This is a genomic window from Arenibacter lacus (assembly GCF_008711145.1).
GTDB lineage: Bacteria > Bacteroidota > Bacteroidia > Flavobacteriales > Flavobacteriaceae > Arenibacter > Arenibacter amylolyticus.
The window spans coordinates 1-23,137 of sequence record NZ_VVIN01000046.1; the positions used below are offsets into that span (position 1 = coordinate 1).

General features: G+C 41.3%; 16 protein-coding genes, 1 tRNA gene and 1 riboswitch. Of the genes, 13 read left to right on the forward strand and 4 right to left on the reverse strand.

All coding sequences use genetic code 11. From position 1 onward, the window contains the following. The 7 genes from F1E73_RS12645 to F1E73_RS12675 all read left to right on the forward strand — a co-directional run. A partial coding sequence (locus F1E73_RS12645) for a SusC/RagA family TonB-linked outer membrane protein (RefSeq protein ID WP_150452094.1) occupies positions 1–2,904 on the forward strand: 2,904 nt, incomplete at its 5' end. A gap of 10 nt (positions 2,905–2,914) precedes the next feature. Next, complete coding sequence (locus tag F1E73_RS12650) at positions 2,915–4,387, forward strand: SusD/RagB family nutrient-binding outer membrane lipoprotein (protein ID WP_086476254.1); 1,473 nt, start codon at positions 2,915–2,917, stop codon at positions 4,385–4,387. Between the two features lie 102 nt (positions 4,388–4,489). Further along, positions 4,490–7,813: a VCBS repeat-containing protein gene (locus F1E73_RS12655; RefSeq protein WP_150452095.1), complete on the forward strand. Its 3,324-nt coding sequence runs from the start codon at positions 4,490–4,492 to the stop codon at positions 7,811–7,813. 119 nt (positions 7,814–7,932) lie between these two features. Continuing rightward, entirely contained in the window at positions 7,933–8,814 is an 882-nt protein-coding gene (locus F1E73_RS12660; RefSeq protein ID WP_150452096.1) for a phytanoyl-CoA dioxygenase family protein, read from the forward strand. A gap of 131 nt (positions 8,815–8,945) precedes the next feature. After that, the gene (locus F1E73_RS12665) at positions 8,946–9,821 is read left to right on the forward strand and encodes an SMP-30/gluconolactonase/LRE family protein (protein ID WP_150452097.1); all 876 of its coding nucleotides are present in this window, start codon (positions 8,946–8,948) and stop codon (positions 9,819–9,821) included. Positions 9,822–10,359: 538 nt separating this feature from the next. Continuing rightward, a complete protein-coding gene (locus tag F1E73_RS12670) occupies positions 10,360–11,949 on the forward strand; it encodes an FMN-binding glutamate synthase family protein (protein WP_086476252.1) in 1,590 nt (529 codons plus the stop codon). Positions 11,950–12,117: 168 nt separating this feature from the next. Next, on the forward strand, positions 12,118–12,996 hold the full coding sequence (locus F1E73_RS12675) for an SdiA-regulated domain-containing protein (RefSeq protein WP_086476251.1): 879 nt from the start codon (positions 12,118–12,120) through the stop codon (positions 12,994–12,996). 99 nt (positions 12,997–13,095) lie between these two features. On the opposite strand, the gene F1E73_RS12680 is transcribed toward F1E73_RS12675, so the two are convergent. Then, complete coding sequence (locus F1E73_RS12680; protein ID WP_086476250.1) at positions 13,096–13,539, reverse strand: hypothetical protein; 444 nt, start codon at positions 13,537–13,539, stop codon at positions 13,096–13,098. A 488-nt stretch (positions 13,540–14,027) separates the two neighbouring features. After that, positions 14,028–14,212: riboswitch (cobalamin riboswitch) on the forward strand. Between the two features lie 531 nt (positions 14,213–14,743). On the opposite strand from F1E73_RS12680, the gene F1E73_RS12685 reads away from it, so the two are divergent. The 4 genes from F1E73_RS12685 (at position 14,744) to F1E73_RS12700 (ending at position 19,744) form a co-directional block, all read left to right on the forward strand. Next, entirely contained in the window at positions 14,744–16,018 is a 1,275-nt protein-coding gene (locus F1E73_RS12685) for a ribonucleotide-diphosphate reductase subunit beta (RefSeq protein WP_086476355.1), read from the forward strand. A 1-nt stretch (position 16,019) separates the two neighbouring features. Then, on the forward strand, positions 16,020–17,807 hold the full coding sequence (locus F1E73_RS12690; RefSeq protein WP_086476249.1) for a ribonucleoside-diphosphate reductase subunit alpha: 1,788 nt from the start codon (positions 16,020–16,022) through the stop codon (positions 17,805–17,807). 343 nt (positions 17,808–18,150) lie between these two features. Beyond that, positions 18,151–18,966, forward strand: coding sequence for a sugar phosphate isomerase/epimerase family protein (locus F1E73_RS12695; protein WP_394349923.1), 816 nt, complete (start codon positions 18,151–18,153; stop codon positions 18,964–18,966). Between the two features lie 289 nt (positions 18,967–19,255). Beyond that, the gene (locus F1E73_RS12700) at positions 19,256–19,744 is read left to right on the forward strand and encodes an MgtC/SapB family protein (protein WP_317045163.1); all 489 of its coding nucleotides are present in this window, start codon (positions 19,256–19,258) and stop codon (positions 19,742–19,744) included. Positions 19,745–19,907: 163 nt separating this feature from the next. On the opposite strand, the gene F1E73_RS12705 is transcribed toward F1E73_RS12700, so the two are convergent. Continuing rightward, positions 19,908–19,981, reverse strand: a tRNA-Arg gene (locus F1E73_RS12705). 86 nt (positions 19,982–20,067) lie between these two features. Between F1E73_RS12705 and F1E73_RS12710 the strand changes: the two genes are divergently transcribed. Further along, complete coding sequence (locus tag F1E73_RS12710; protein WP_086478379.1) at positions 20,068–20,580, forward strand: adenine phosphoribosyltransferase; 513 nt, start codon at positions 20,068–20,070, stop codon at positions 20,578–20,580. 16 nt (positions 20,581–20,596) lie between these two features. Here the strand turns inward: F1E73_RS12710 and F1E73_RS12715 are convergent, their stop codons facing one another. After that, the gene (locus tag F1E73_RS12715) at positions 20,597–20,749 is read right to left on the reverse strand and encodes an SsrA-binding protein (protein ID WP_086478380.1); all 153 of its coding nucleotides are present in this window, start codon (positions 20,747–20,749) and stop codon (positions 20,597–20,599) included. Positions 20,750–21,004: 255 nt separating this feature from the next. Here F1E73_RS12715 and F1E73_RS12720 point away from each other — a divergent pair, with 255 nt between their 5' ends. Further along, entirely contained in the window at positions 21,005–21,943 is a 939-nt protein-coding gene (locus tag F1E73_RS12720) for a calcium/sodium antiporter (protein WP_086478425.1), read from the forward strand. A 105-nt stretch (positions 21,944–22,048) separates the two neighbouring features. On the opposite strand, the gene F1E73_RS12725 is transcribed toward F1E73_RS12720, so the two are convergent. Further along, positions 22,049–23,077: a glutamine synthetase beta-grasp domain-containing protein gene (locus F1E73_RS12725; protein ID WP_086478381.1), complete on the reverse strand. Its 1,029-nt coding sequence runs from the start codon at positions 23,075–23,077 to the stop codon at positions 22,049–22,051. Between the last annotated feature and the right edge of the window lie 60 nt (positions 23,078–23,137).

A 23,137-nucleotide genomic window follows, 5' to 3' on the forward strand; every position in this document is an offset into this window, starting at 1 on the left:
AATGGAACATTGGTTTTCTCTTCACTTGGATTTTCCTCCAAGGAAGTGGCGATTAACGGCCAAACAACCATTAATGTAGGTTTGGTAGAAGACGCAGAGCAACTTGGAGAAGTTGTAGTGACCGCTTTGGGTATTAGAAAAGAAACCAAAGCGTTGGGATATTCCCTCACCGAAGTGGGTGGGGAAGAGTTATCCACAGTTAAACAAACCAATGCCATTAATTCACTACAAGGTAAGGTGGCAGGGGTGAACATTACCCAAAACGCAACGGGAGCTGCAGGTTCTAGTAGAGTGGTAATACGTGGTGCGAGCTCCTTGTCTGGGGATAATATGCCATTGTATATTGTAGACGGAATTCCAATTGGAAATGAAAATAATGGTTCTGCCGGACTCTGGGGCGGGTCCGATGGGGGAGATGGTATATCTAGTATCAATCCAGATGACATTGCCTCGGTAAGTGTGTTAAAAGGAGGGGCAGCATCGGCCTTATATGGTTCTAGGGCAGCAGGCGGGGTTATCATAGTAACTACAAAATCGGGTAAAGGCCAGGAAGGTTTTGGTGTAGAACTCAGTAGTTCGGTCACCTTCGATCAGGTAGATACCTCCTTGCAAGATTTTCAACGAGAGTATGGACAAGGTACTAGAGGTAGGAAACCGGTAAACCAAGCAGAAGCATTGGATCTGGGAACAAGTTCTTGGGGAGCTAGATTAGATGGCACCCCGGTAGTGCAATGGGATGGCGTGGAAAGACCTTATTCTTATGTAGGAAGTAATTTAGACCACTTTTATAGAACAGGTACTACCTTTATAAATACAGTAGCATTAACAAGTGGCTCCGAAAAATTGAGCTATAGGTTTTCTGCTTCAGACTTAGCTAATAAGGATGTTATGCCCAACGCTGGACTGGATAGGAAGACTTTTTCCTTGAATTCCAGTGCAATTTTAGGGGAGAAAATCACCTCGCAGGTCAATGTGAAATATATAAATGAGGATGTTCAAAACCGCCCTCGATTGTCGGATGCTCCAGGTAACGGTAACTATACCGTGGCTAACCTGTCTCCCAATGTAGATGTGCGATTTATGAACCCGGGAACCAATCCGGATGGTACGGAACGGCAGTACTCTAACAATACTTTTTCCCAAAATCCATATTTCGCTGCCTATAATTTTAGAAATGAGGATACTAAGAACAGACTAATTGCTTCAACCACTTTGCGATACGATATTACGGATTGGTTATATCTTTCTGGTAGAGCTGGGATAGACCATTCTACCATTAAGAGAACGTCCGTAGAACCCTTTGGAACTGCGTACAAACCTTTGGGCGGTATCAATGAGGAAGAGCGTAGGTATACACAAATTGATGCAGATGTTATCTTAGGATTTGAGAAAGATATAACAGAGAAATTTGCTACTTCTGCTTTTGTAGGTGCTAATAGCAACCATATAAAACAAGAGCAATTAAATCTTGGAGGAAATAGTTTTATCGTTCCCGGTTTGGAGGATATTGCCAATACGGAAACTCAATCCAGGAGTAGAGGATATAGCGAAAGAAAAATTGGGTCGCTTTACGGATCCGTGGAGCTCTCCTATGATCGTTGGGCTTATGTAACTTTCACAGGAAGGAACGACTGGTTCTCTACCTTGTCTTTTCCTGGGAAGACTACGCCCAATGATGATTTTTATCCATCTGTTAACGCTAGTTTAATTATTTCGGATGCACTAGACCTGCCAGAGCCCATCAGCTTTTTAAAATTAAGGGGTGGATACTCCGAAGTGGCCGGTGGTGCACAGGATGCATATGCATTGGCCCTAACCTATGAAATATTCGGGCAAGGATTTTTAGGACAACCAACAGGTAGGGTAAATGGTGGTACCGTTCCCAACTCCAATCTGGTGCCATTTAGTAAAACCGAAGCTGAAATTGGGTTGGATGCCCGATTCTTCAACAATAGGCTGTCCTTGGATTTTGCGTACTATAATAATGAAACCACCAAGGATATTGTGGATGTTTCTACATCCATATTCTCTGGGTACGGAGGTGCAAAAGCCAATATAGGACGTGTAGAAAATAAAGGGGTCGAATTTTTATTGAGCGGAAGCCCAATCAAAACTGATAATTTCACTTGGACAACAAGTATTAATGGTGCCTATAATCAGGGCAAGGTTTTGGCAACCAACGATTCCAATGCGGATGTAAATTTGGATGAACCGAGAACACGTAATGTTAGAATAACCCACATTGTGGGGGAAGCGTATGGAACTATAGTGGGAGTTTCCTATGATAGGGATGAAAATGGTACCATAAAGTATACGATAAACGGAGATGGAGTCCCAATAGCAGTGGAAGGGGAAAGAAAGATCCTAGGGGAAGGAGTGCCGCCATGGACATTTGGATTCAACAATAGTTTTAGGTATAAAAACTTTAATCTAAACTTTCTAATAGATGGAAAATTTGGTGGTCAAATCTTTTCGGGAACCAATACCATTGTTTACGGAAATGGACTGCATAAGGAAACCTTGGAAGGTAGGGAAAATGGATTATCGGTTTCTGGAATAGATGCCGATACAGGTCAGCCATTTACAACTACCGTGGCTCCAGAATTTCTGCAGACCTATTACGGTGAAATCAACGATATAGCGGAAGAGTTTGTAGAGGATTCGGATTATATAAAGTTCAGGCAAGTCAGTCTGGGGTACACCCTGCCAAAGAAGACCCTAGAGAATATATTTTTGACCAACGTAAATATATCGGTGATTGCTTCCAACCTTTTCTACCTCAAACGTAGTGTGGACAATATAGATCCCGAAAGTGCCTATAACGTAGGCAATTCACAAGGACTGGAATATTTCGGGGTACCCTCAACAAGAAGTTTTGGATTAAATGTAAATGTAAAGTTTTAAAAACATGACTATGAAAAATTCGATATATATATTATTATTTGTGTTCTTTTTGAGTGCATGTGATAAAGGGTTCGAGGAATTGAATGTTAATCCTACGAAACCGGTACAGGTTAGCCTTGCTACCAAACTTACGGCAGCACAAAAATTCATGTCCAGTGAACGATACGACAACTGGCGTGCCAATCTTATTTACCAATCAACCATGATGCAGCATTTGGCGGTTACTGCTGGATATTGGGCGGGGGATAAATACACTTGGAATAAAGGATATGCATCCTCCTTAATCGATCGTTATTATCCTAACGTGATTAAATCCTTGGAGGATATGAAAGTGCAAATGGAAGAAGAAAATTCCCCTGAAGAAATGAGGGCTATCGTAAGAATTATGAGGGTGTTTGTCTTTGCTCGGTTAACAGACCTCTATGGAGATGTTCCTTATAGCGAAGCAGGCCAGGCATTTATTTCTGGCATTTTAACTCCAAAATACGATGCGCAAAGTGAAATCTACCCAGACCTTTTAAAAGAGCTGGAAGAGTCAGCGGCGGCTTTAGGAACGGGAACTTCCGCGTTTGGGAATGCCGATCTAATATATCAAGGCAACCAAACAAAATGGAAAAAATTGGCCAATTCCTTAATGCTAAGATTGGGGTTGCGGTTAATTAAAAGAGATCCGGCTGCGGCAGAAGCTTGGGCTACTAAAGCGATCGCAGGAGGAGTAATGGAGAGCAACGAAGATATTTTTTACCTGCAACACGATGTTAACAATAGAAATGGGAACAGCGAGGCTTTCGATGCCGATGGAAATCAGCGTTTAAGTAAAACTTTTGTAGACTTTTTGCAAGGAGACCCAAGACTTCCGATACTTGCTTCTAGAAGAAGTGATGGGAGTACTGCTCCAGCAGATCTTAAAGGCTTGCCAAACGGCTTGGATTCGGAGCTATTATTAGCTGCAACCGGAGAAGAGGATACTAGTCTGTATGCGGAACCTAGTGATATCATTACCTTTTTTGAAGCTCCAATGTTCTTTCAAACCTATGCGGAGGTAGAGTTTATGTTGGCCGAAGCCGCTGTTAGGTGGAATTTAGCTGGTGGAGATCCAGAGCCCCATTACAACGCAGGAGTGCGGGCTGCAATGAAAATGTTGGAGTTATACGGGCCGGATGCAGTGATAGCGGATGCCGAAATAGACGCCTACTTGGCTGCCAATCCCTTTGATGCAGCTAATGCCCTAGAACAGATTAATACGCAATATTGGGCAGCTACTTTTCTAAATGAATATGAAGCGTTCGCTAACTGGAGAAGAACAGGGTTTCCAAACTTGGTGCCCGTAAATTACCCGGGTAATGTAACCAATGGAACTATCCCAAGAAGACTCACCTACTCGGAAAGCGAACAGAGCAATAATCCAGAAAATTACCAGGCCGCCATTGCAGCACAAGGTCCAGACCTCCTAACAACAAGGGTGTGGTGGGATGTAGAGTAAACTATTTTCCCAAAGCATTGCAAATCAATAATAATTATAAAGGAGGGGAATCCCCTCCTTTTATATAGAATCAAGAAAAAAGTTTATACATTTTTTTATACCATGCGAAGAAAGAAAGCAATCGTCTTTTGGGCTATAGGGCTTTTAGGTTCAACCATTAGTTGGGGGCAGGATATCCCACGATTTTCCCTTTTGGATGCCAAGTATACCGGGGTTAAATTCAACAATAAAATAAAAGATACCAAAGAAGCTAACATCTTATTATATTCTAATTTCTATGGAGGTGCCGGAGTAGGGATTGGAGATTTTAATAAGGACGGACTCCCAGATTTGTTTTTTGCAGGGAATTTAGTGCCCAATAAGTTATATTTTAACCAAGGTGATCTTAAATTTAAAGATGTTACAAAGTCCTCAGGGATTAAGGAAGATAACGGATGGTCTACAGGCGTGACCGTGGCAGATGTAAATAATGATGGACACCTGGATATCTATGTGACTAGGGAGCTGTATGACGACGCCCCTGAGCTTAGAAAAAATCAATTATACATTAATAAGGGAGATGGGACTTTTAAGGAAGAGGCCAAGGCCTATGGCGTAGATGATTCCCAAAGAACAAGACACGCAACCTTTTTGGACTATGATAAAGATGGTTTATTAGACCTGTTGTTGTTGACCCAGCCACCTAACCCAGGAAGCTATTCCAAATACTCCGGAACAACGCTGTTGCAGCCAGAGTATCATATTAAACTATTAAGAAATACCGGCAGAGGATTTTTCGAGGATGTTTCCAAAAGGGCAGGGGTAGATCTTACTGGGTTTCCAAATGCCGTATCGGCAAGCGACTTAAATAATGATGGGTGGACAGACCTCTATGTGGCGAACGATTTTAATGCTCCGGATTTTCTTTTTATAAATAATGCTGATGGCACCTTTACCAATATCCTTCCCCAAGCTATGAACCATGTTTCATTTTATTCTATGGGGGTAGATGTGGCAGATATAAATAATGACGCATTGCTAGATGTATTTGTTGTGGATATGGTGGCAGAGGATAATTATAGGTTAAAGGCCAATATGAGCGGAATGAACCCTAGCTTGTTTTGGAAGGTAGTAGAGGAGGGCGGACACTATCAGTACATGTACAATACCTTGCAATTGAATAATGGGAATACCACCTTTTCAGACGTAGCTCAAATTACAGGTATGGCGGCAACAGATTGGAGTTGGGCAAATTTAATAGCAGATTTTGATAACGACGGATTAAAAGATACCTATATAACCAATGGCCTTCTGTACGATATAAGAAATACCGATGCAGATAAGAAGGTGGGCAAGTTTATTACCGAAACTGCTAATAAGTGGGTGATGGAAAATCCGAATACAAATCCGCCCAGTATCTGGGATATTTTGGATTTGGATAAAACTATTGCCCTCTTGCCATCGCAACCCCTTAAAAATTATGCCTTTAAGAATTTAGGGAATTTAGAGTTCAAGGAGGTTAAAGCAGAATGGGGACTTAATCAGCCTTCATTTTCCAATGGGGCTGCCTATGCTGATATGGATAATGATGGCGACCTAGATCTAGTGGTGAACAATATTAATAATAAGGCTTTTATATATCGGAATAACACTGAAAAACTGCCAGATAATAACTTTATAAGAATTGCGCTAAAAGACGGGGCTAACAGAAGTGTATTTGGGACCAAGGCCACCTTGTATCAGGAAGGAGGAATCCAGTTTTTAGAACATACCAATGTACGCGGAATTTATTCTACCAGTGAGCCCGTTCTTCACTTTGGAGTGGGTAACACAAAAATTATAGATAGTATAGTGGTACAGTGGCCAAATGATTTAACCACTGTCCTACAAAATATACCTGCCAATCAAATGGTTCGTTTAGATATGGAGGACGGGGAGCAAAGGACTGTTTATAACCATGAAAACAGTAAACCGTACTATAGTGAAGTATCACTAAGAGGTGACTTGGATTACGTACATAAAGAGAATAATTTTAACGATTATCGCTACCAGGTTTTATTGCCACATAAACTGTCGCATTTTGGACCGGCACTAGCAAAAGGGGATGTAAACAATGATGGATTGGAAGATGTCTATGTAGGTGGAGCTAACGGTCAGGCAGGGGCATTATTCCTCATGCAAGGGGATGGTAGTTTTATATCCATATTGAATGACCTTTGGGAGAAGGATGCGGCTTATGAGGATGTAGATGCCTTGTTTGTAGATGTAAATGGTGATGGCTTTTTAGACCTCTATGTAGTAAGTGGGGGCAATGAATACAAGGTAAACGATCCACATTATATAGACCGACTTTATATGAATAACGGAAAAGGAGGTTTTACTAAGGGGGCCGTTTTAAATCTTGGTAGAATGAGTGGCTCTAAGGTAGCCGCCAATGATTACGATAAAGATGGGGATATGGATCTGTTTGTAGCAGGCAGACACATTCCCTATCATTATCCCTTGCCTGCCAGTAGTATGCTCCTGCAAAATCAAAATGGGCAATTGGTAAATAAAACTAACGATATTGCACCAGCATTCAAGGATTTGGGAATGGTTACTGATGCCATTTGGGAAGATTATGATAATGATGGGGATGATGACCTGATTCTTGTAGGGGAGTGGATGCCTATTACTATTTTTGAAAATGTGGAGGGTCAGTTGCAAAAGAAAATTCCAACAGGTCTGGAGAATTCTTGGGGGTGGTGGTTTAGTATTGAGAAGGGAGATTTTGACAATGATGGGGATACGGATTTTATTGTTGGGAATATCGGCCTAAATTATAAGTATAAGACCTCAGTTGATAAACCTTTTGATATATATTTCAACGACTTTGACGGCAACGGGAAATATGATATTGTTTTGGGCTATTATAATAATGATAAGCATTATCCTTTAAGGGGGTTTTCTTGCTCTGCCGAGCAAATTCCTGGTTTAAAGGATAAAATTCAAAAATATGATCTGTTCGCCTCCTTGGAAATAGATCAGGTTTACGGTAAGGAAAATTTGGATAATTCGTTGCATTATGCAGCTCAAACCTTCGCTTCATCCTATATGGAGAATTTGGGAAACGGAAATTTTAAGATTTCTCCCCTTCCTAATATGGCACAGCTTTCTAGCATCAATGATATTCATATAGAAGATTTTAATTTGGATGGTAACCTCGACTTCCTTGCGGTTGGGAATCTATTTGTCTCAGAGATTGAAACCCCAAGGAATGATGCCGGGACAGGAGTGATGATGTTGGGTGATGGCAAGGGAGGATTTACATCCCTGCCGTTTAAAGACAGTGGATTTTTCGCCAATAAGGACGCTAAGAAAATAATTCAACTAACGGTAGGTGATCAACAATGGGTGGTGGTTGCTAACAATGACGATCGCATCCAGGTATTTCAAAAGAATCAATAGAATATTTTTGTTGATCCTTTTTCCGCTTTAGGAAACATAGGGATTACTCTTGGTATTTCCATATCTTTAATGGTTGCTGTCCCCTTTAGGAGGAGAGAACTCGTAATTCCTATAACATTATGGCTACGGAACAAGACCTTGCAGATTACCCTTATTTACTTTCAGACCTCTTTCAGTGGCCAAAGAGTGCGGAAGACTGGGAACAATATAAACTTACTGAGGAGCAGATAACCCATTACCAAGAGTATGGCTATGTTTCTGGTATTAAGCTGTTAGAGGAATGGCAGGTAGAGCAATTGCTAGAGGAGCTAATAAATGTTATGGATCCGGAACATCCTGGGCATCATCTATTTTATGAATTTCACAGCAATGAGTCAGAGGATCCCAATTCGGTTTTATTCCATTCCTTGGGACATTGGCGCATATCCAAAGGTTTCCATGATGTCTTGTGGAATCCTGCTTTTGTAATGGCTGCCCATCAATTGTTGGAGCATAGGTCCGTGCGCTTTTGGCACGATCAGCTTTTCTGTAAACCGGCCCATCACGGGGGTGTGGTGGCCTGGCACCAAGATTATTCCTATTGGACTAGAACGGTGGCCATGCAACACCTTAGTTGTTGGACCGGATTGGATGATGCTAATCTAGACAACGGCTGTCTCCATTATATACCTAAAAGTCATCAGTGGGGGTTATTGCAGAAACCTGCTTTGGCAGGAGAAATGGAGGGGCTAAAGCAATTTCTCTCCCCAGAACAACAGGAAGCCTTTAATCCGGTCCCTATTGAATTGAAAAAAGGATACGCTACCTTTCATCATCCTTTATTGGTTCATGGGTCTTATGCAAATACCTCCGGAAGAAGTCGGCGGGCTTTTGTGTTAAACGTATTTGCCGATGGTACCACTAGCAATACCGATGAAGAGTTGCTGCATGGGGTGCCGCCCATTCCAAAAGGGGAAAAGATGAAGGGGAAATTCTTTCCATTGTTATTTAGCGGAGATTAAGCAAGGGGTAGCCACTTAAGTACCCATGCATGCTTGGGATATCCTAACCGTAAAGTTTACTATCTTGGAGATTTGATAATGATAATTTTATCGACTCCGATAAAATAGATACTTACTTACAGATGGATACTATGAAATCAATAGAAGTTGTTTGTGCCCATAAGAGCGAATTGGGAGAAGGCCCTATTTGGGATGAGAAGAGAGGACTTATCTGTTGGGTAGATATATTGAGCGGTCATGTTCACGAATGGTCCGTGGAAAATAAAAAATTACGCACCCTAGAAATTGGGCAGATGATTGGTGCTATGGCCGTAGCTAGCAGTGGTAACTATGTGGCCGCCCTTCAACACGGATTTGCCTATCTGGATCGTAAGCATGGGGAAGTGCAGCCAATTGCCGATCCCGAAAAGCATTTGCCGGGCAATAGATTTAATGACGGAAAGTGCGACCCAGCAGGGAGATTTTGGGCGGGGACCATGCCCCTCTCGGAAGATAAAGCCGCTGGGAGTCTATATGTATTGCACAAAAACGGGACCGTAGAAAAAAAAGAGGATACCATTACTATTTCCAATGGTTTGGCGTGGTGCCAAAGGGAGAAGGCATTTTACTACATAGATTCGCCTACCTTGCAAGTAGTTCGCTACGACTACGATGAGGCTACTGGAGCTATTTCCAATAAAAGAACCATCATCCAAATACCCAAAGAAGAAGGTTTCCCTGATGGGATGACCATTGATAAGGAGGGAATGCTATGGATTGCACACTGGGGAGGGGGGCAGGTAACGCGTTGGAATCCTAAAACGGGGGAGCAACTGGCCGCATTTAAACTTCCTGTCTCCAATGTTACCTCCTGTACTTTTGGAGGGCCCACTTTGGAAAACTTGTATATCACCACAGCTAGGAAGGGGCTTAGTGAGGAGGAATTAAAGCGGCAGCCGCTGGCCGGTTCACTTTTTGTGATTGAAAATTGCGGCTATACAGGTATGCCAGCAAATATATTTGGGTGAATCCAGCTTATTTAATCTACTTGCTAAGGGGGGAGATACGGGACTTTGGGGCTAAAGAGTGTTTCCTTATAAACACAGAAAGTATTGGTCATGCCAACCTATGCTACACCTCAAGATCATTTTCTACTATTAGTTTGCCTGAATTAAAGGCCCAGAGGTCATTTTACCGTAAGAATTGAGGGCGATAAAAGTCGATAAAATATGGGTGGTGAAGTCATTAGGGATTTAAAAGGATAAAAGTTGGTTAAATATTCTTAGAGAATAAAAAAAGATGTGATATTTGTAAAAATTTGACGATAGAAAATGGATGTCGTAATCTCTTCCAAATTTGAAGAGTGAAAATTAAGGGATTGATAATCTTTTGGATTCCATTTTATCAACCATGGCTGGTAAAATAATTAGTACGCAAAGGTTGTAGTTATGGAAAGGATGTAGTTTGTTTATTGCTGATCTTCCTAAATGTAAGGGAGTTTAAAAATTAAGAAACATCAATGTAAAGGTGTTTCAATATAAAATGAATAACACTTAAATCATATTTATGAAAGTTCGTGAACAGTTTATGGTTATCTCCGCGATCGTGATGGTTGTAATTGCTGGTATCGCTGTTTTCTGGCCCCCTATCTTATGGGTACTTCTGTTAGTTGGTCCTCTAATCCTTATGGGGGTTTATGATATTGTGCAAAAAAAGCATACCATACGGCGAAACTTCCCGATTGTTGGGAGATTCCGATATATGCTGGAGTCTATTAGGCCGGAGATTATGCAATATTTTGTTGAGACGGATACAGAGGGGAGGCCCTTAAATAGAATCTTGAGATCGTTGATCTATAGGCGTGCGAAAAAACAAACCGATACGGAGCCATTTGGTACGCAAATGGACCTTTATCATGCGGGCTATGAGTGGATGGAACATTCCATGTATGCCAAGCATAACCCCAAGGAAATTGGGGAGTTTCCTAGACTTATTATTGGTGGAAAAGATTGCTTGCAACCCTATTCTTCCAGTTTGTTGAATATTTCGGCCATGAGTTTCGGGTCCTTGAGTCATAATGCCGTGCTAGCGATGAACAAGGGAGCTAAAATGGGAAATTTTGCCCACAATACAGGAGAAGGAGGTATCAGCGATTATCATTTGGAAAATGGTGGGGACCTAATTTGGCAAATTGGTACCGGTTATTTTGGTTGTCGCCATGATGATGGGAGTTTTAACGAAACTACCTTTCGTGAAAATGCATTGCGTCCTCAAGTGAAAATGATTGAGATAAAATTGTCTCAAGGTGCCAAGCCTGGGCATGGTGGTATACTTCCAGCTTCTAAAAACACGGAGGAGATTGCAAGGATAAGACACATACAACCGCATGTTGCTGTTCATTCTCCCCCAGCTCATAGTGCCTTTGCAGACCCCATCCAATTTATGTATTTCATTAAGAAACTACGGGATCTTTCCGATGGAAAACCTATTGGATTTAAGCTGTGTATAGGTAGAAAGCAGGAGTTTATGGACTTTTGTGAGGCCATGGTCTATACTGGGATTACGCCAGATTTTATTACCGTAGATGGTGGAGAAGGTGGTACGGGAGCTGCTCCTGTAGAATTCTCCAATAGTATGGGTATGCCACTTAGGGAAGGGCTAGTTTTTGTTCATGATACCTTGGTGGGCTTTGCCTTGAGAAAAGAGATAAAAATTATTGTTGCAGGAAAGATTATCACCGGATTTAGTATGGCGCGTGCCATTGCCCTTGGAGCCGATGGATGTTACAGTGCCCGGGCCATGATGTTGGCAGTGGGATGTATACAAGCCCTGCAGTGTAACTTAAATACCTGCCCCGCTGGAGTGGCTACACAGAATAAATCCCTTGCCAAAGGCTTGGTGGTAGAGGACAAGGCGCCCAGGGTGTACAATTATCATAAGGCTACTATTCACAGTTTCTTGGAATTGGTGGCGGCCGCTGGTTTAGACGGACCCTATGAGTTGAGTAGGGAACACATAAGTAAAAGAATAAGTATGTACGATGTGCGTACCTATGATGAGATTTATCCGTACATGGAAGAGGGATCCCTGTTAAGAATAGATACTATTCCGGATCACTACCAACGCTTCTATAAATTAACCCGGATAATGAAATAAAATTTTTAGGTACGGAACCAGATTAAAGCTTCTGTCTTTGGAAATAACCCACCAAGGACAGAAGCTTTTTATTTTTTCGGAATTTTGCGGCATTGGCTCAATTATTTTGTGGGGTATTCTTTAATTTTGAGGAAATTGTATTTTTTATAATACATAAACGGCAACAGAATGAGTGGTCAATTGAAAATAGGAACCATAAAAATATTGACAGTAGTGGTTTTGGTCTTAGGACTGATTACCATTTTTCTTTTATTCAATGGTCACAGGGCACCCGTTGATCCCAGTACAAGCCCCATAAAGATAACGGCTAAGTGGGAGCTTCCAAACGTGCTTCGGGAGATATCGGCAATTTCATGGGTGAGCCAGGATATGATTGCTGCGGTACAGGACGAGGAAGGGGTGATTTTTATGTACGACCTAGCAAACAACAAGTTGGCGAATTCCTATAAGTTTGGAGACGACGGGGACTATGAGGGGTTGGTTGTGCTCGGGGAGAATGCCTTTGTGCTGCGAAGTGATGGCGATCTTTTTGAGGTCCGGGGATATAAAAATCCCCAGCCTCAGGTGGAGGTGTATAAGACGCCTTTTAAGAGCAAGCATAACATGGAAACGCTTACTTTTGATAAGGAGCGGAACAGTCTATTAATGGTGCCCAAAGATCGGAATCTGGAGGATGATACGTTTAAAGGGATCTATGCTTTTTCCTTGGATACCTATGAATTAAATACGGAAGCGGTTATGAAAATTTCTTTGGACGATGAAATGCTAACTCCTTTTGTTCGTAAACATCAAAATAAAACCTTTAGGCCTTCGGATATGGCCATTCATCCTAAAACCGGAGACCTTTATATTTTGGAAGGGACAAGGCCAAAATTAATGATAATGTCGTCCAATAATGAGATTAAAGGGGTGTACCCCTTGGATCCACAGCTATTTCCTCAACCAGAGGGGATTACTTTTAGTGAGGACGGAGAACTCTATGTAGCTTCAGAAGCGGGGAGGGGTTCGGAAGGGGTAATTTACAAGCTCGTCCTAACGGAACTATAGGGTCAAAAAATAAGCCTTTATGGTCCTAGCATTTTGTCGGAATTAATAACGCGACCTAGGTGTTAGGGATGCGCCCAATCAAGGTTGGAAAAGGTGTTTTTAATGTAATAAATAAGACTCCAACTGGGCAGACCATTTGGAAGATCTTCCTATTGCAGGGGTTAAGGTGGCAAAAGCATCTAACCGGCGTCGGATATAGGAGTCCGTTCTTGTTAATTTTCCCAGTTGTAAGTTTACCGGAATTTCAAAGAGTTCGCTTTCCGTACTTGCCAGGATATGCTTTTTTGCGGCTCCAAGATATTGGTCTTTTCTACCTAGTGAAACGGGAAGCACCTTGGTGTCTTCCCAATTGGCCAAGATAACCGGAATGTCCATGGGGCCGTGAATGTCAAATATAACAACGTCCAAGATATATTCCATTTCAAGTTGCATGTCAATTTTGTGGAAGGTAACCGCTACAGCTACCATAATTTCACTCTCCTTATTACCTACATGAATGTATTCAGGGACATTTTTAACCTCTACGGAATTTATTTGTGCCATGTTTTTTTGGTTTAGTTATGATTTATAAAGGTCAACTCCTAAATGTCGGAGCTTTTTACTCACTAAGCGAGATTTGTATGCCTCAGCGCTTGCCTACCCACTCCGCACAGGCGCACCTGCTCGTTCCATATAAGGGGGAATTGTTGTCGGTAGTATCCGTCCGATGCCTTATGGCCTGCTCGGAGGTAATTGGTTATAAGATCGCATACCTAGATTAGGAGTGCCTTCCTCCTAAATTCTACTGTATTTTGCTTAGATCCAAATATAGATAGGTGCGTTATAGTAACGTTTAGGGGTAATAGTATTTATATACATCTTACAAGTAAGTTGTAGGTACTATAAATATACATTTAAACGTCAAGGAATTATAGGGAAATGGTGTTTTTGTGATATATGCTAACTTAAAAAATGTCCAGATAAACTTCACTAAGCTGAGGACGTTTTTGTGAAATTTATGTCTACATTTGCGCTTTGTATGTTCTTAATATTCTTCAATAACCGGAAAAGGATTTACTTAACCGTAGCAAAAAGGGAATCGTGTGAAAATCACGAACTGTCGCGCAACTGTAAGTAACATGCCAAATGCTTTCATCTAAGAGTGTCCACTGCATATGCGGGAAGGACGGTGGAAGCAGTTACAAGTCAGGAGACCTGCCTATTCCGAATTGACAATGCTTTCGCGATTGAAGTTGTAGTCTAATGTGTACTTGGTTATAACAAGAGGGTTATCTATTTATATGGAAGATCCAAGGTTATTTCTTAAACCATTTACCACAAGAAATTTCTTCATAAATAAAGTATTGCTCGGTACCGCAATACCGCTTTAAACTAAGACTATTCATTTGGAAAAGTTTTAAGTGGTTATAAGCGTAGTAAACTGGTTGTTCGCGAATCGGTGACATCTTTTCTATTATTTAAAAGATGTAGTCCTGTTCTAGAGAGGTGTAAAGATTGCTTTTTGTAGGGAAAAATGTAATCCTAGAGTGAAAATAACTCAATTATTCCTATTGGAAAGGGCTAACTGGAATTGAGCGCATACTAAGTAATGTCTAGCATGGTGGGCTATTTAACTCCTCATTGGAGCGTTAAAACCCTGAATGTTAATAACCATGTGGACAATCAAATTTGAAAATATATAATCATAAAGAATAAAGGTAGACCTTTATAACAAGCATGATTTTAAATTTATAAATATTTAATGACCATGGAAATTACCTCAATTGTAAAAAGAGGCTTTGCAACAGAACCCTTTGAATTAAAAAAGATAAGCAATGCCGTATTAAAGGCCATGACAGCCGTAGAACAGGGTGAGCCCGCCGATGCCGAGCGTATAACCGAATTGGTGTACACATTTCTTGCAGAACGAAAAGAGAAGGATAGAGACTATGTGCCTACAGTTGAGGAGGTGCAAGATCTGGTGGAGACAAAATTAATGGAAAGTGGCTTTTTTGAGGTGGCAAAAGCCTATATCCTATATAGGAACGAGCAAGCCAAAAAACGTAAAAGCAATATTTTTGAAAAGCGACTCAATCTTAAACCTTACGAATATCCAGAGCTGTACGAATACGTGCCAGCCATAAGGCATTCCTATTGGATTCATACCGAATTTAACTTCACTAGTGACATACAGGACTTTAAGGCTTTACTTACAGATGTTGAGCGCTCTGCCATCAAGAATACCATGCTTGCTATTTCGCAAATAGAAGTAGCCGTAAAAAACTTCTGGGGAGATTTATACCATAGGATGCCAAAACCGGAAATAGGTTCGGTGGGTTCTACCTTTGCCGAAAGTGAGGTTAGACACCATGATGCCTATTCCCATCTTTTGGAGATTTTGGGGCTGAACGAAGAGTTTAAAAACCTGAAAAAGAAACCGGCGATCATGAAACGGGTGCAGTATTTGGAAACCGCCCTTAGAAATGCCAAAAGTGAGGATAATAGAGAGTATGCAGAGTCAGTTTTGCTCTTCTCACTCTTTATAGAGCACGTTTCCCTCTTTTCCCAATTTTTGATCATCATGGCTTTTAACAAGCATAAAAATATGCTTAAGGGAATTTCCAATGTCGTAGAAGCTACTTCTAAAGAAGAGCAGATCCATGGGGATTTTGGAATTGACCTTATTAAAATTATAAAACAAGAAAATCCAGATTGGTTCGATGAGGATTATGAGCTAATGATTCAGGAAATGTGTAGGGAGTCTTTTGAGGCGGAGAGTAAAATTATCGATTGGATCTTTGAGGCAGGAGAATTGGACTTTTTACCCAAAAACTTAGTTAACGAGTTTATAAAAGACCGCTTTAATAAATCCCTAGAGAGTATTGGGATTGGAAAAATATTTGAAATAGATCAAACGCTCATAGCGGAAACAGAGTGGTTTGATGACGAGATTATAGGCACCAAACACGGAGATTTCTTCGTTAAGCGATCCATAAATTATAGTAAAAGAACCCAAAGTATAACCAGTGAAGACCTTTTTTAATATGAACGATAACAAATTGACCGCAGATTCCGAAGTCCAAACCACCAACCAGAGCGAATTGCTAATAGCGTCTAGAAAAGAAGCGCTAGAAAAGAGTAAAGAAAAAAACAATAAAGGTTTTGAATGGTTAACCGAACATAGTAGAAACTTCCTGGCCTTAGGATATATCTCCAATGGAATGTCTGCCGAAGAGCGCATCCGGGAAATAGCCGATAGAGCAGAGGAGATTCTTCAAATACCAGGGTACTCAGATAAATTTTATGGGTATATGTCTCAGGGCTTCTACTCTTTGGCTTCCCCTGTTTGGTCTAACTTTGGGAAGAAAAGAGGACTCCCTATTAGCTGTTTTGGATCTCACATAGACGATGATATGGGGAATATTTTGTACACCCAATCGGAAGTAGGGATGATGTCTAAATTAGGAGGGGGTACCTCCGGGTATTTCGGAAAGATCCGTCATCGTGGCGCTGAAGTAAAAAATAACGGACAGGCATCGGGAGCTGTTCATATTATGCAGTTGTTCGAGTCTATGGTAGATGTAGTAAGTCAGGGCTCGGTAAGACGTGGTCGTTTTTCACCCTACTTGCCCGTAGAGCATCCAGACATTATGGAGTTTTTGGAGATTGGTACCGAAGGGAATCCTATTCAGGAACTGACCCATGGGGTTACCGTAACGGATAAATGGATGCAGGAAATGATAGATGGGGATGTAGAAAAGAGAACCATCTGGGCAAAGGTATTGCAGCGAAGAGGTGAGATGGGGTACCCCTATATCTTTTTTAAAGATCATGCAAACAACGCTGCCGCCGATGTGTACCGAAATGAGAAGCATACCATCTATGCCAGTAACCTTTGTACAGAAATTATGCTGCCCTCCAATGACGAGTGGTCTTTTGTTTGTGTGCTATCTTCCGTAAACTTATTGCATTATGATAAGTGGAAAGATACCGATGCGGTGGAAACAATGGTTTATTTTCTGGATGCGGTAATTACGGAATTTATAGAAAAATTAGAGGAATATAGGGATTCCGAGGAAAGGGAAGACCGCCAAACCTTCCTATTCATGGAACGGGCCTATAACTTTGCAAAGGAAAATAGGGCATTGGGCTTAGGAGTATTGGGATGGCACTCGTTTTTGCAATCCAAAATGTTGCCCTTTAATAGTCAGGAAGCCTATAACCTAAATAGTGAAATCTTTAAATTGATTAAGGAGAAATCCTATACCGCTTCAAGTGAATTGGCCGATAGATTTGGAGAGCCTAAGGTGCTTAAAGGGTATGGTAGACGTAACGCTACTTTAAATGCTATTGCTCCTACAACTTCCTCCGCTTTTATTCTAGGGCAGGTTTCACAAGGGATAGAGCCTATTTGGTCTAATATCTATGTGAAAGATATTGCCAAGATTAAAACCACTATTAAAAATCCATACCTAGAGGCGCTACTAGAGGAAAAAGGAAAAAATACCCAAGAGGTGTGGCGTAGTATCCGAGATTATGATGGGTCTGTGCAGCATTTAGATTTCCTTTCGGACTTGGAGAAAGAGGTGTTTAAAACCTACTCGGAGATAGATCAGATGGATATTGTTTACCAAGCTGCAAATCGCCAGAATCATATAGATCAAGGGCAGTCGGTGAATCTTATCGTGCATCCAGATATGCCGGTGAAGGAAATAAACAAGATCCATGTCACTGCTTGGAAATTGGGCTTAAAATCCCTCTACTATCAGCATAGTATGAATGCCGCGCAAAAATTTAGACAGAAAAAAGAGTGTGCTAGTTGTGAGGCGTAGATACAGCTTTAAGTAAACTAAAGTAGTAAGGCCCCAGGAAGTTGTCCTGGGGTTTTTTATTTTGAAAACCACTACTTAAAGTGGAATGTGGAGTCGCTGAAGGCTTGTTTAGGCGATTTTTGTGCGCTTTTGTTTGTATTGAGTGCTATGGACGTCTTTAGCAATGACTGTCCCAAAGATATCCCTGTGGTGATTATTGTGATAATTAGGAGAGGGTGGCAATCAATTGTAGTTAATTAGTTAAATTTGAAATAGAACCTTAACGGAAATTCTTTCCCTAAACACTAATAGTATGAAAATATCGAGATTAAGTAATGTTGTATTGTCCCTTTTATTAATCGGGATGTTTATTGGTAATGCCCAAGATCAATTTGGAGGGCTGGCATTGTATACCGTGCGCAACGATATGAAACAAGATGCTAAAGCTACCCTCCAAGCAGTGGCAGATGCTGGATATAAAAATATTGAGGCGGCAGGTTATGCCGATGGAAAGTTCTATGGGATGGCACCGGCCGATTTTAAAGCGTATTTAAATAAATTGAATTTAAGGCCAATTAGTGCTCACCAGGGGAGTGTTACTTTGGAAAATGCAGATGCCATGATGGCCGATGTAAAAGCTGCTGGCTTTGAATATTTTGTAGTGCCCATACCGCCAATGGGCCATTTTATCTATGATCAGGAAACTAAGTCCATGGGAATGACAGGCGGAGCGGCCAAGCTAGCAGGAATATTAAATACGCTTGGGGAAAAAGCGCATGCAGCCGGACTGAAGCTGCTTTACCACAATCATGATTTTGAGTTTGTGGAGGATAGGGAGGGCGTGGTACCCATTGACTATCTGTTAGAAAACACCGATCCAAAATATGTCAACTATCAAATGGATCTGTTTTGGGTGACTAAGGCAGGGGTTGATCCTATTGCCTATTTTGAGAAATATCCTGGGCGTTTTATAAGCTGGCATGTAAAGGATATGGACAAAAAAGGCCGATTTGCACCGGTTGGAACGGGTACTATTGATTTTTCCCGTATACTAAGCAAAAGAGAGCTATCTGGGATGAAATTTTATATGGTAGAGCAAGATCAAACCTTTGATGGTTTGGAGCCCTTAGAGGCTATTAAAATTAGTCATAAGGCTTTAAAAAATATCGGGTTTAATTAAGCTGAAACGGAGGTTTTGTAAAACCATCGCTTTGTGCTAAACGGTTTAATTCGGGGTCTAGGCTTTTCGCAGCTTAGGCCCCGATTATTTTTTGCAGTTCGTCCGCCGAGTTTCTAGGTTGGTGATAACTATTAAAGAGTGGATTGTGTTACAATTCCTTTCAATGCAGTAAAATCATTCTTTTTTTATTTTCTTATTTTGTTATACAGACAAAGGAATTATGGCGCGATTATGGTTGAGGTGAAATAATGGAGGCTTAGTCATGGCGCGATTTAAAAGAGGGAAGGGTATGAGTGCTACATTAATTTTTGGAAAGGACGTAGTAGGGTTGCTGATGCTGGGGGCGATCGGGGAAAAACCCGATTTTGGATTTACCTCCGATTTTCTTTTTAAAATTTTGTTGGCGGTGATAGCCGGCTTACTCATCGGAATGGAGCGTGAGTTTAAGGGGAAGGACGCAGGGTTAAAGACCAACATGCTGGTGTCTCTTGGGGCATGTGGCTTTGTGATGCTGTCCTTGCAGTTTCAGGGAGTAGAATTTACAGATGTTACTAGGGTGTTGAGTCAGGTGGTGACCGGTGTAGGATTTTTAGGAGCAGGGGTCATCCTTAAAAAAGAGGGATCTGTGAAAGGGCTAACAACTGCTGCCACCGTTTGGTGCAGTGCCGCGGCCGGATGTATAGCAGCTCTTTATTTGGTAACAGATCTGATCCTATTCACGGGACTAGTGGTCTTTGTAAATCTTATTTTTGGATTGATCGGGCGCAAGTTTAAGTAACGGAAGGAGTGTAACGCCTAAAAATGGGAGCGTGGTTTCTTGAGCGATGTGATCGCAATAGGATTAGCTTCGCTTTTCCTGACAAAGCTCCGCTTTGAAAATAGTTCAAACAAAAAAACGCTCAAGCAAGCTTGGCGTTTTTTCTTATCGAACTATTTATTCGTGACCTCGACAGGATTCAAACCTGTAACCTTCTGAGCCGTAATCAGATGCGCTATTCAGTTGCGCCACGAGGCCGAGTGAAATAAATCAAAGATGATTTAGTTTCGGGCTGCAAATATATTTCTTTTTACATTTACAGCAAAATAACAGAGACGAAATAAATGGAATTTAATAAATACATAAGAAACATACCCGATTTTCCCGAAAAAGGCATTGTTTTTAGGGATATAACGCCATTATTGCAAGATGCCGCTGCGTTGGCTGCTGCAAAAGAGGCACTTTTGCAGTTATTGGAAGATAAAAACATAGATAAAGTGGTGGGAATGGAGAGTAGAGGGTTTTTCTTTGCCCCTATGTTGGCGGTAGATCTAAAGGCCGGATTTGTACCTGTGCGCAAACCGGGAAAGCTTCCTTTTTCTAAAATAAGCGAAACCTACGACCTGGAGTATGGGAAAGACACCCTGGAAATCCATTCAGATTCCATTGTTTATGGGGATAAAGTCCTAATACACGACGATGTGCTTGCAACCGGTGGAACGGCAAGTGCGGTTTGTAGATTGGTAGAACGCTTGGGAGGTGAGGTGGTTCAGTGTAACTTTCTGTTGGAGTTGCAAGATTTAAAGGGGAGTGATAAGCTGAGTGGTTATCCTATTGCTTCCTTGATAAAATTCTAGGGCTCTCCCAGAATAGCTAGTCCAAGGCATTAATGGTTACATAATATCGCCACCCAATGACGGCCATTTGCCATTTGGTTGCTCTGGACAAATCCAGCCCCTTTTTGGAGAATGATGGCAATATCCTCTTATTGATCTGAGCCAAAAATTTAAAGAATTTCTTTTTCATCTTTATTGGATTTATTATCACTATAGAATTGCAAATATAGTAAGCTAGTTGTAATAAAATTCTTGAGCCCTAGGATGCTTTTTATAGTGTTGATGGTTTTCCGGTGTCTTCTTGTTGATGGTGGGAGCCAATTGCGGTATGTTGCTGTTGCTTTTTACGGTCTGTCTGGGGATTGCGTTACTGGATTCTCGGGTTGGGTCAAAAAAAAATATTCAAAATATGGGGAGATGTTTATATTTGCGACAAACTTTTCTGATGCAGGATATACTTTTAATAATCGGTGGATTGGTATTATTGATTCTCGGTGGTAACTGGCTTTTAAAAGCGGCGGTTGCCCTGTCTTTGCGATTGAGCATTCCAAAGATAGTGATCGGGATGACGGTGGTTTCTTTTGCAACATCTGCTCCGGAATTAATTGTTAGTGTAAATGCAGCCTTGGAAGGATTTCCTGATCTTGCCCTAGGTAACGTAGTTGGTTCTAATATTGCCAATCTCGGATTGGTGCTGGGGATTACCGTTATATTGTCTAAAATAGACGTCAAGAAAAGTTTCTATACTACGGATTGGCCAGTAATGATGTTGGCTTCCTTGTTGTTTTTCGTATTTATATATTTTGATGGGGAGTTGCAGCGATGGGAAGGCTTAGCAATGGTGGTTTTACTCTTCTTTTTTTTGGTCTATCTCCTGCGATTCCAGAAGACAGCGGTGGAAGATGAGTTGCCAGAAGATGACGTGCCCTTGCCATTATTCAAAACAATATTGTATTTAGGTTTAGGGGGAGTGGCCCTGTGGGGTGGTTCTGAATGGTTGATTTCTGGCGCTGTGGGTCTCGCTAAATCTTATGGGGTAAGTGAGCGTGTAATAGCTATTACCGTTGTTTCTATAGGAACAAGTATTCCAGAGTTGGCCGCTTCCGTAATAGCCGTGTTGAAAAAGGAGAAAGCTATTTCATTGGGTAACCTTATAGGATCCAATATTTTCAATCTTTTGGCCGTGTTGGGAATTACTGCGATGATAACACCTATAACTGTAATGGATCAGGGACTGCTAACCAGTGATATTTTTTGGATGCTGGGCATCTCATTCCTGATACTACCCTTGGTATTCTTTCCTAAGGGCTTGCGTTTGGGGTGGAGAGATGGGTTAATTCTCTTGACTAGCTATGGCGTCTTTGTATATCTTACTTTGTCGTAAAATAGCTGATAACTAGTTTTTTTATTAAGAACTCTAGGTTGGCGGAAAAAAAAATAAAGCCGCTAAATTGATTTAGCGACTTTTTCGTAAAAGAAATAATTTCTTCTAAGCGTGTTGAGGTTCCAGTACTACGGATTTTACGGTTTGTATAATTCGTCCCGCAATTTTATAAGGATCCCCATTAGAGGCGGGTCTACGATCTTCTAGGTATCCTTTCCATCCATTAGAGACGGTGTAGATCGGAATCCGTAAGGAAGCACCGCGATCGGAAATGCCATATGAGAAATCATGAATAGAAGCCGTCTCGTGCTTTCCTGTTAAACGCTGGTCGTTAAACGCCCCGTATACGGCAATATGTTCTTCAACAACAGGGCGGAAGGCTTCACATATTTTCTCATAAACTTCTTTAGATCCACAGGTTCTCAGGGTGGTGTTAGAGAAATTTGCGTGCATTCCGGAACCGTTCCAATCGGTATCACCTAGTGGTTTGGGGTGGTATTCAATATAATACCCGTGTCTTTCCGTTAAACGGTCTAATAAATAACGGGCTATCCAGATTTCATCACCTGCTTTTTTAGCTCCTTTTGCAAATAACTGGAATTCCCATTGTCCGCAGGCTACTTCCTGATTGATTCCTTCAAAATTTAAACCAGCTTCAATACAGGCATCGGCATGCTCTTCTACCAAGTCCCTGCCATGGGTGTTTAATCCTCCAACAGAACAGTAGTACATTCCTTGAGGTTTAGGATATCCTCCTCTGGGGAATCCCAAAGGTAGCTCTGTCTTTACATCCATTATAAAGTATTCCTGCTCAAAACCAAACCAAAAATCATCATTGTCATCATCAATGAGGGCTCTTGCATTGGAGGGGTGGGGTGTCCCATCAGCGTTCATTACTTCGTTCATTACCAAATATCCATCGGTGCGACCCGGATCTGGGTAAATAGCAACAGGTTGCAATACGCAATCCGATAAGTTTCCATCCGCTTGTCGGGTAGAACTTCCGTCAAAGGACCAAACGGGGCAGTCTTCTAGCTTTCCGCTGAAGTTATCTACTACCTTGGTTTTGCTCCTCATGTTCTGGGTGGGTTGGTATCCATCCAGCCAAATGTATTCTAATTTAGACTTGCCCATAATGTGTTATTGGTTTTTAATTACAGTAACAAATTTACGATTTTTACAAAAGCACCCTTA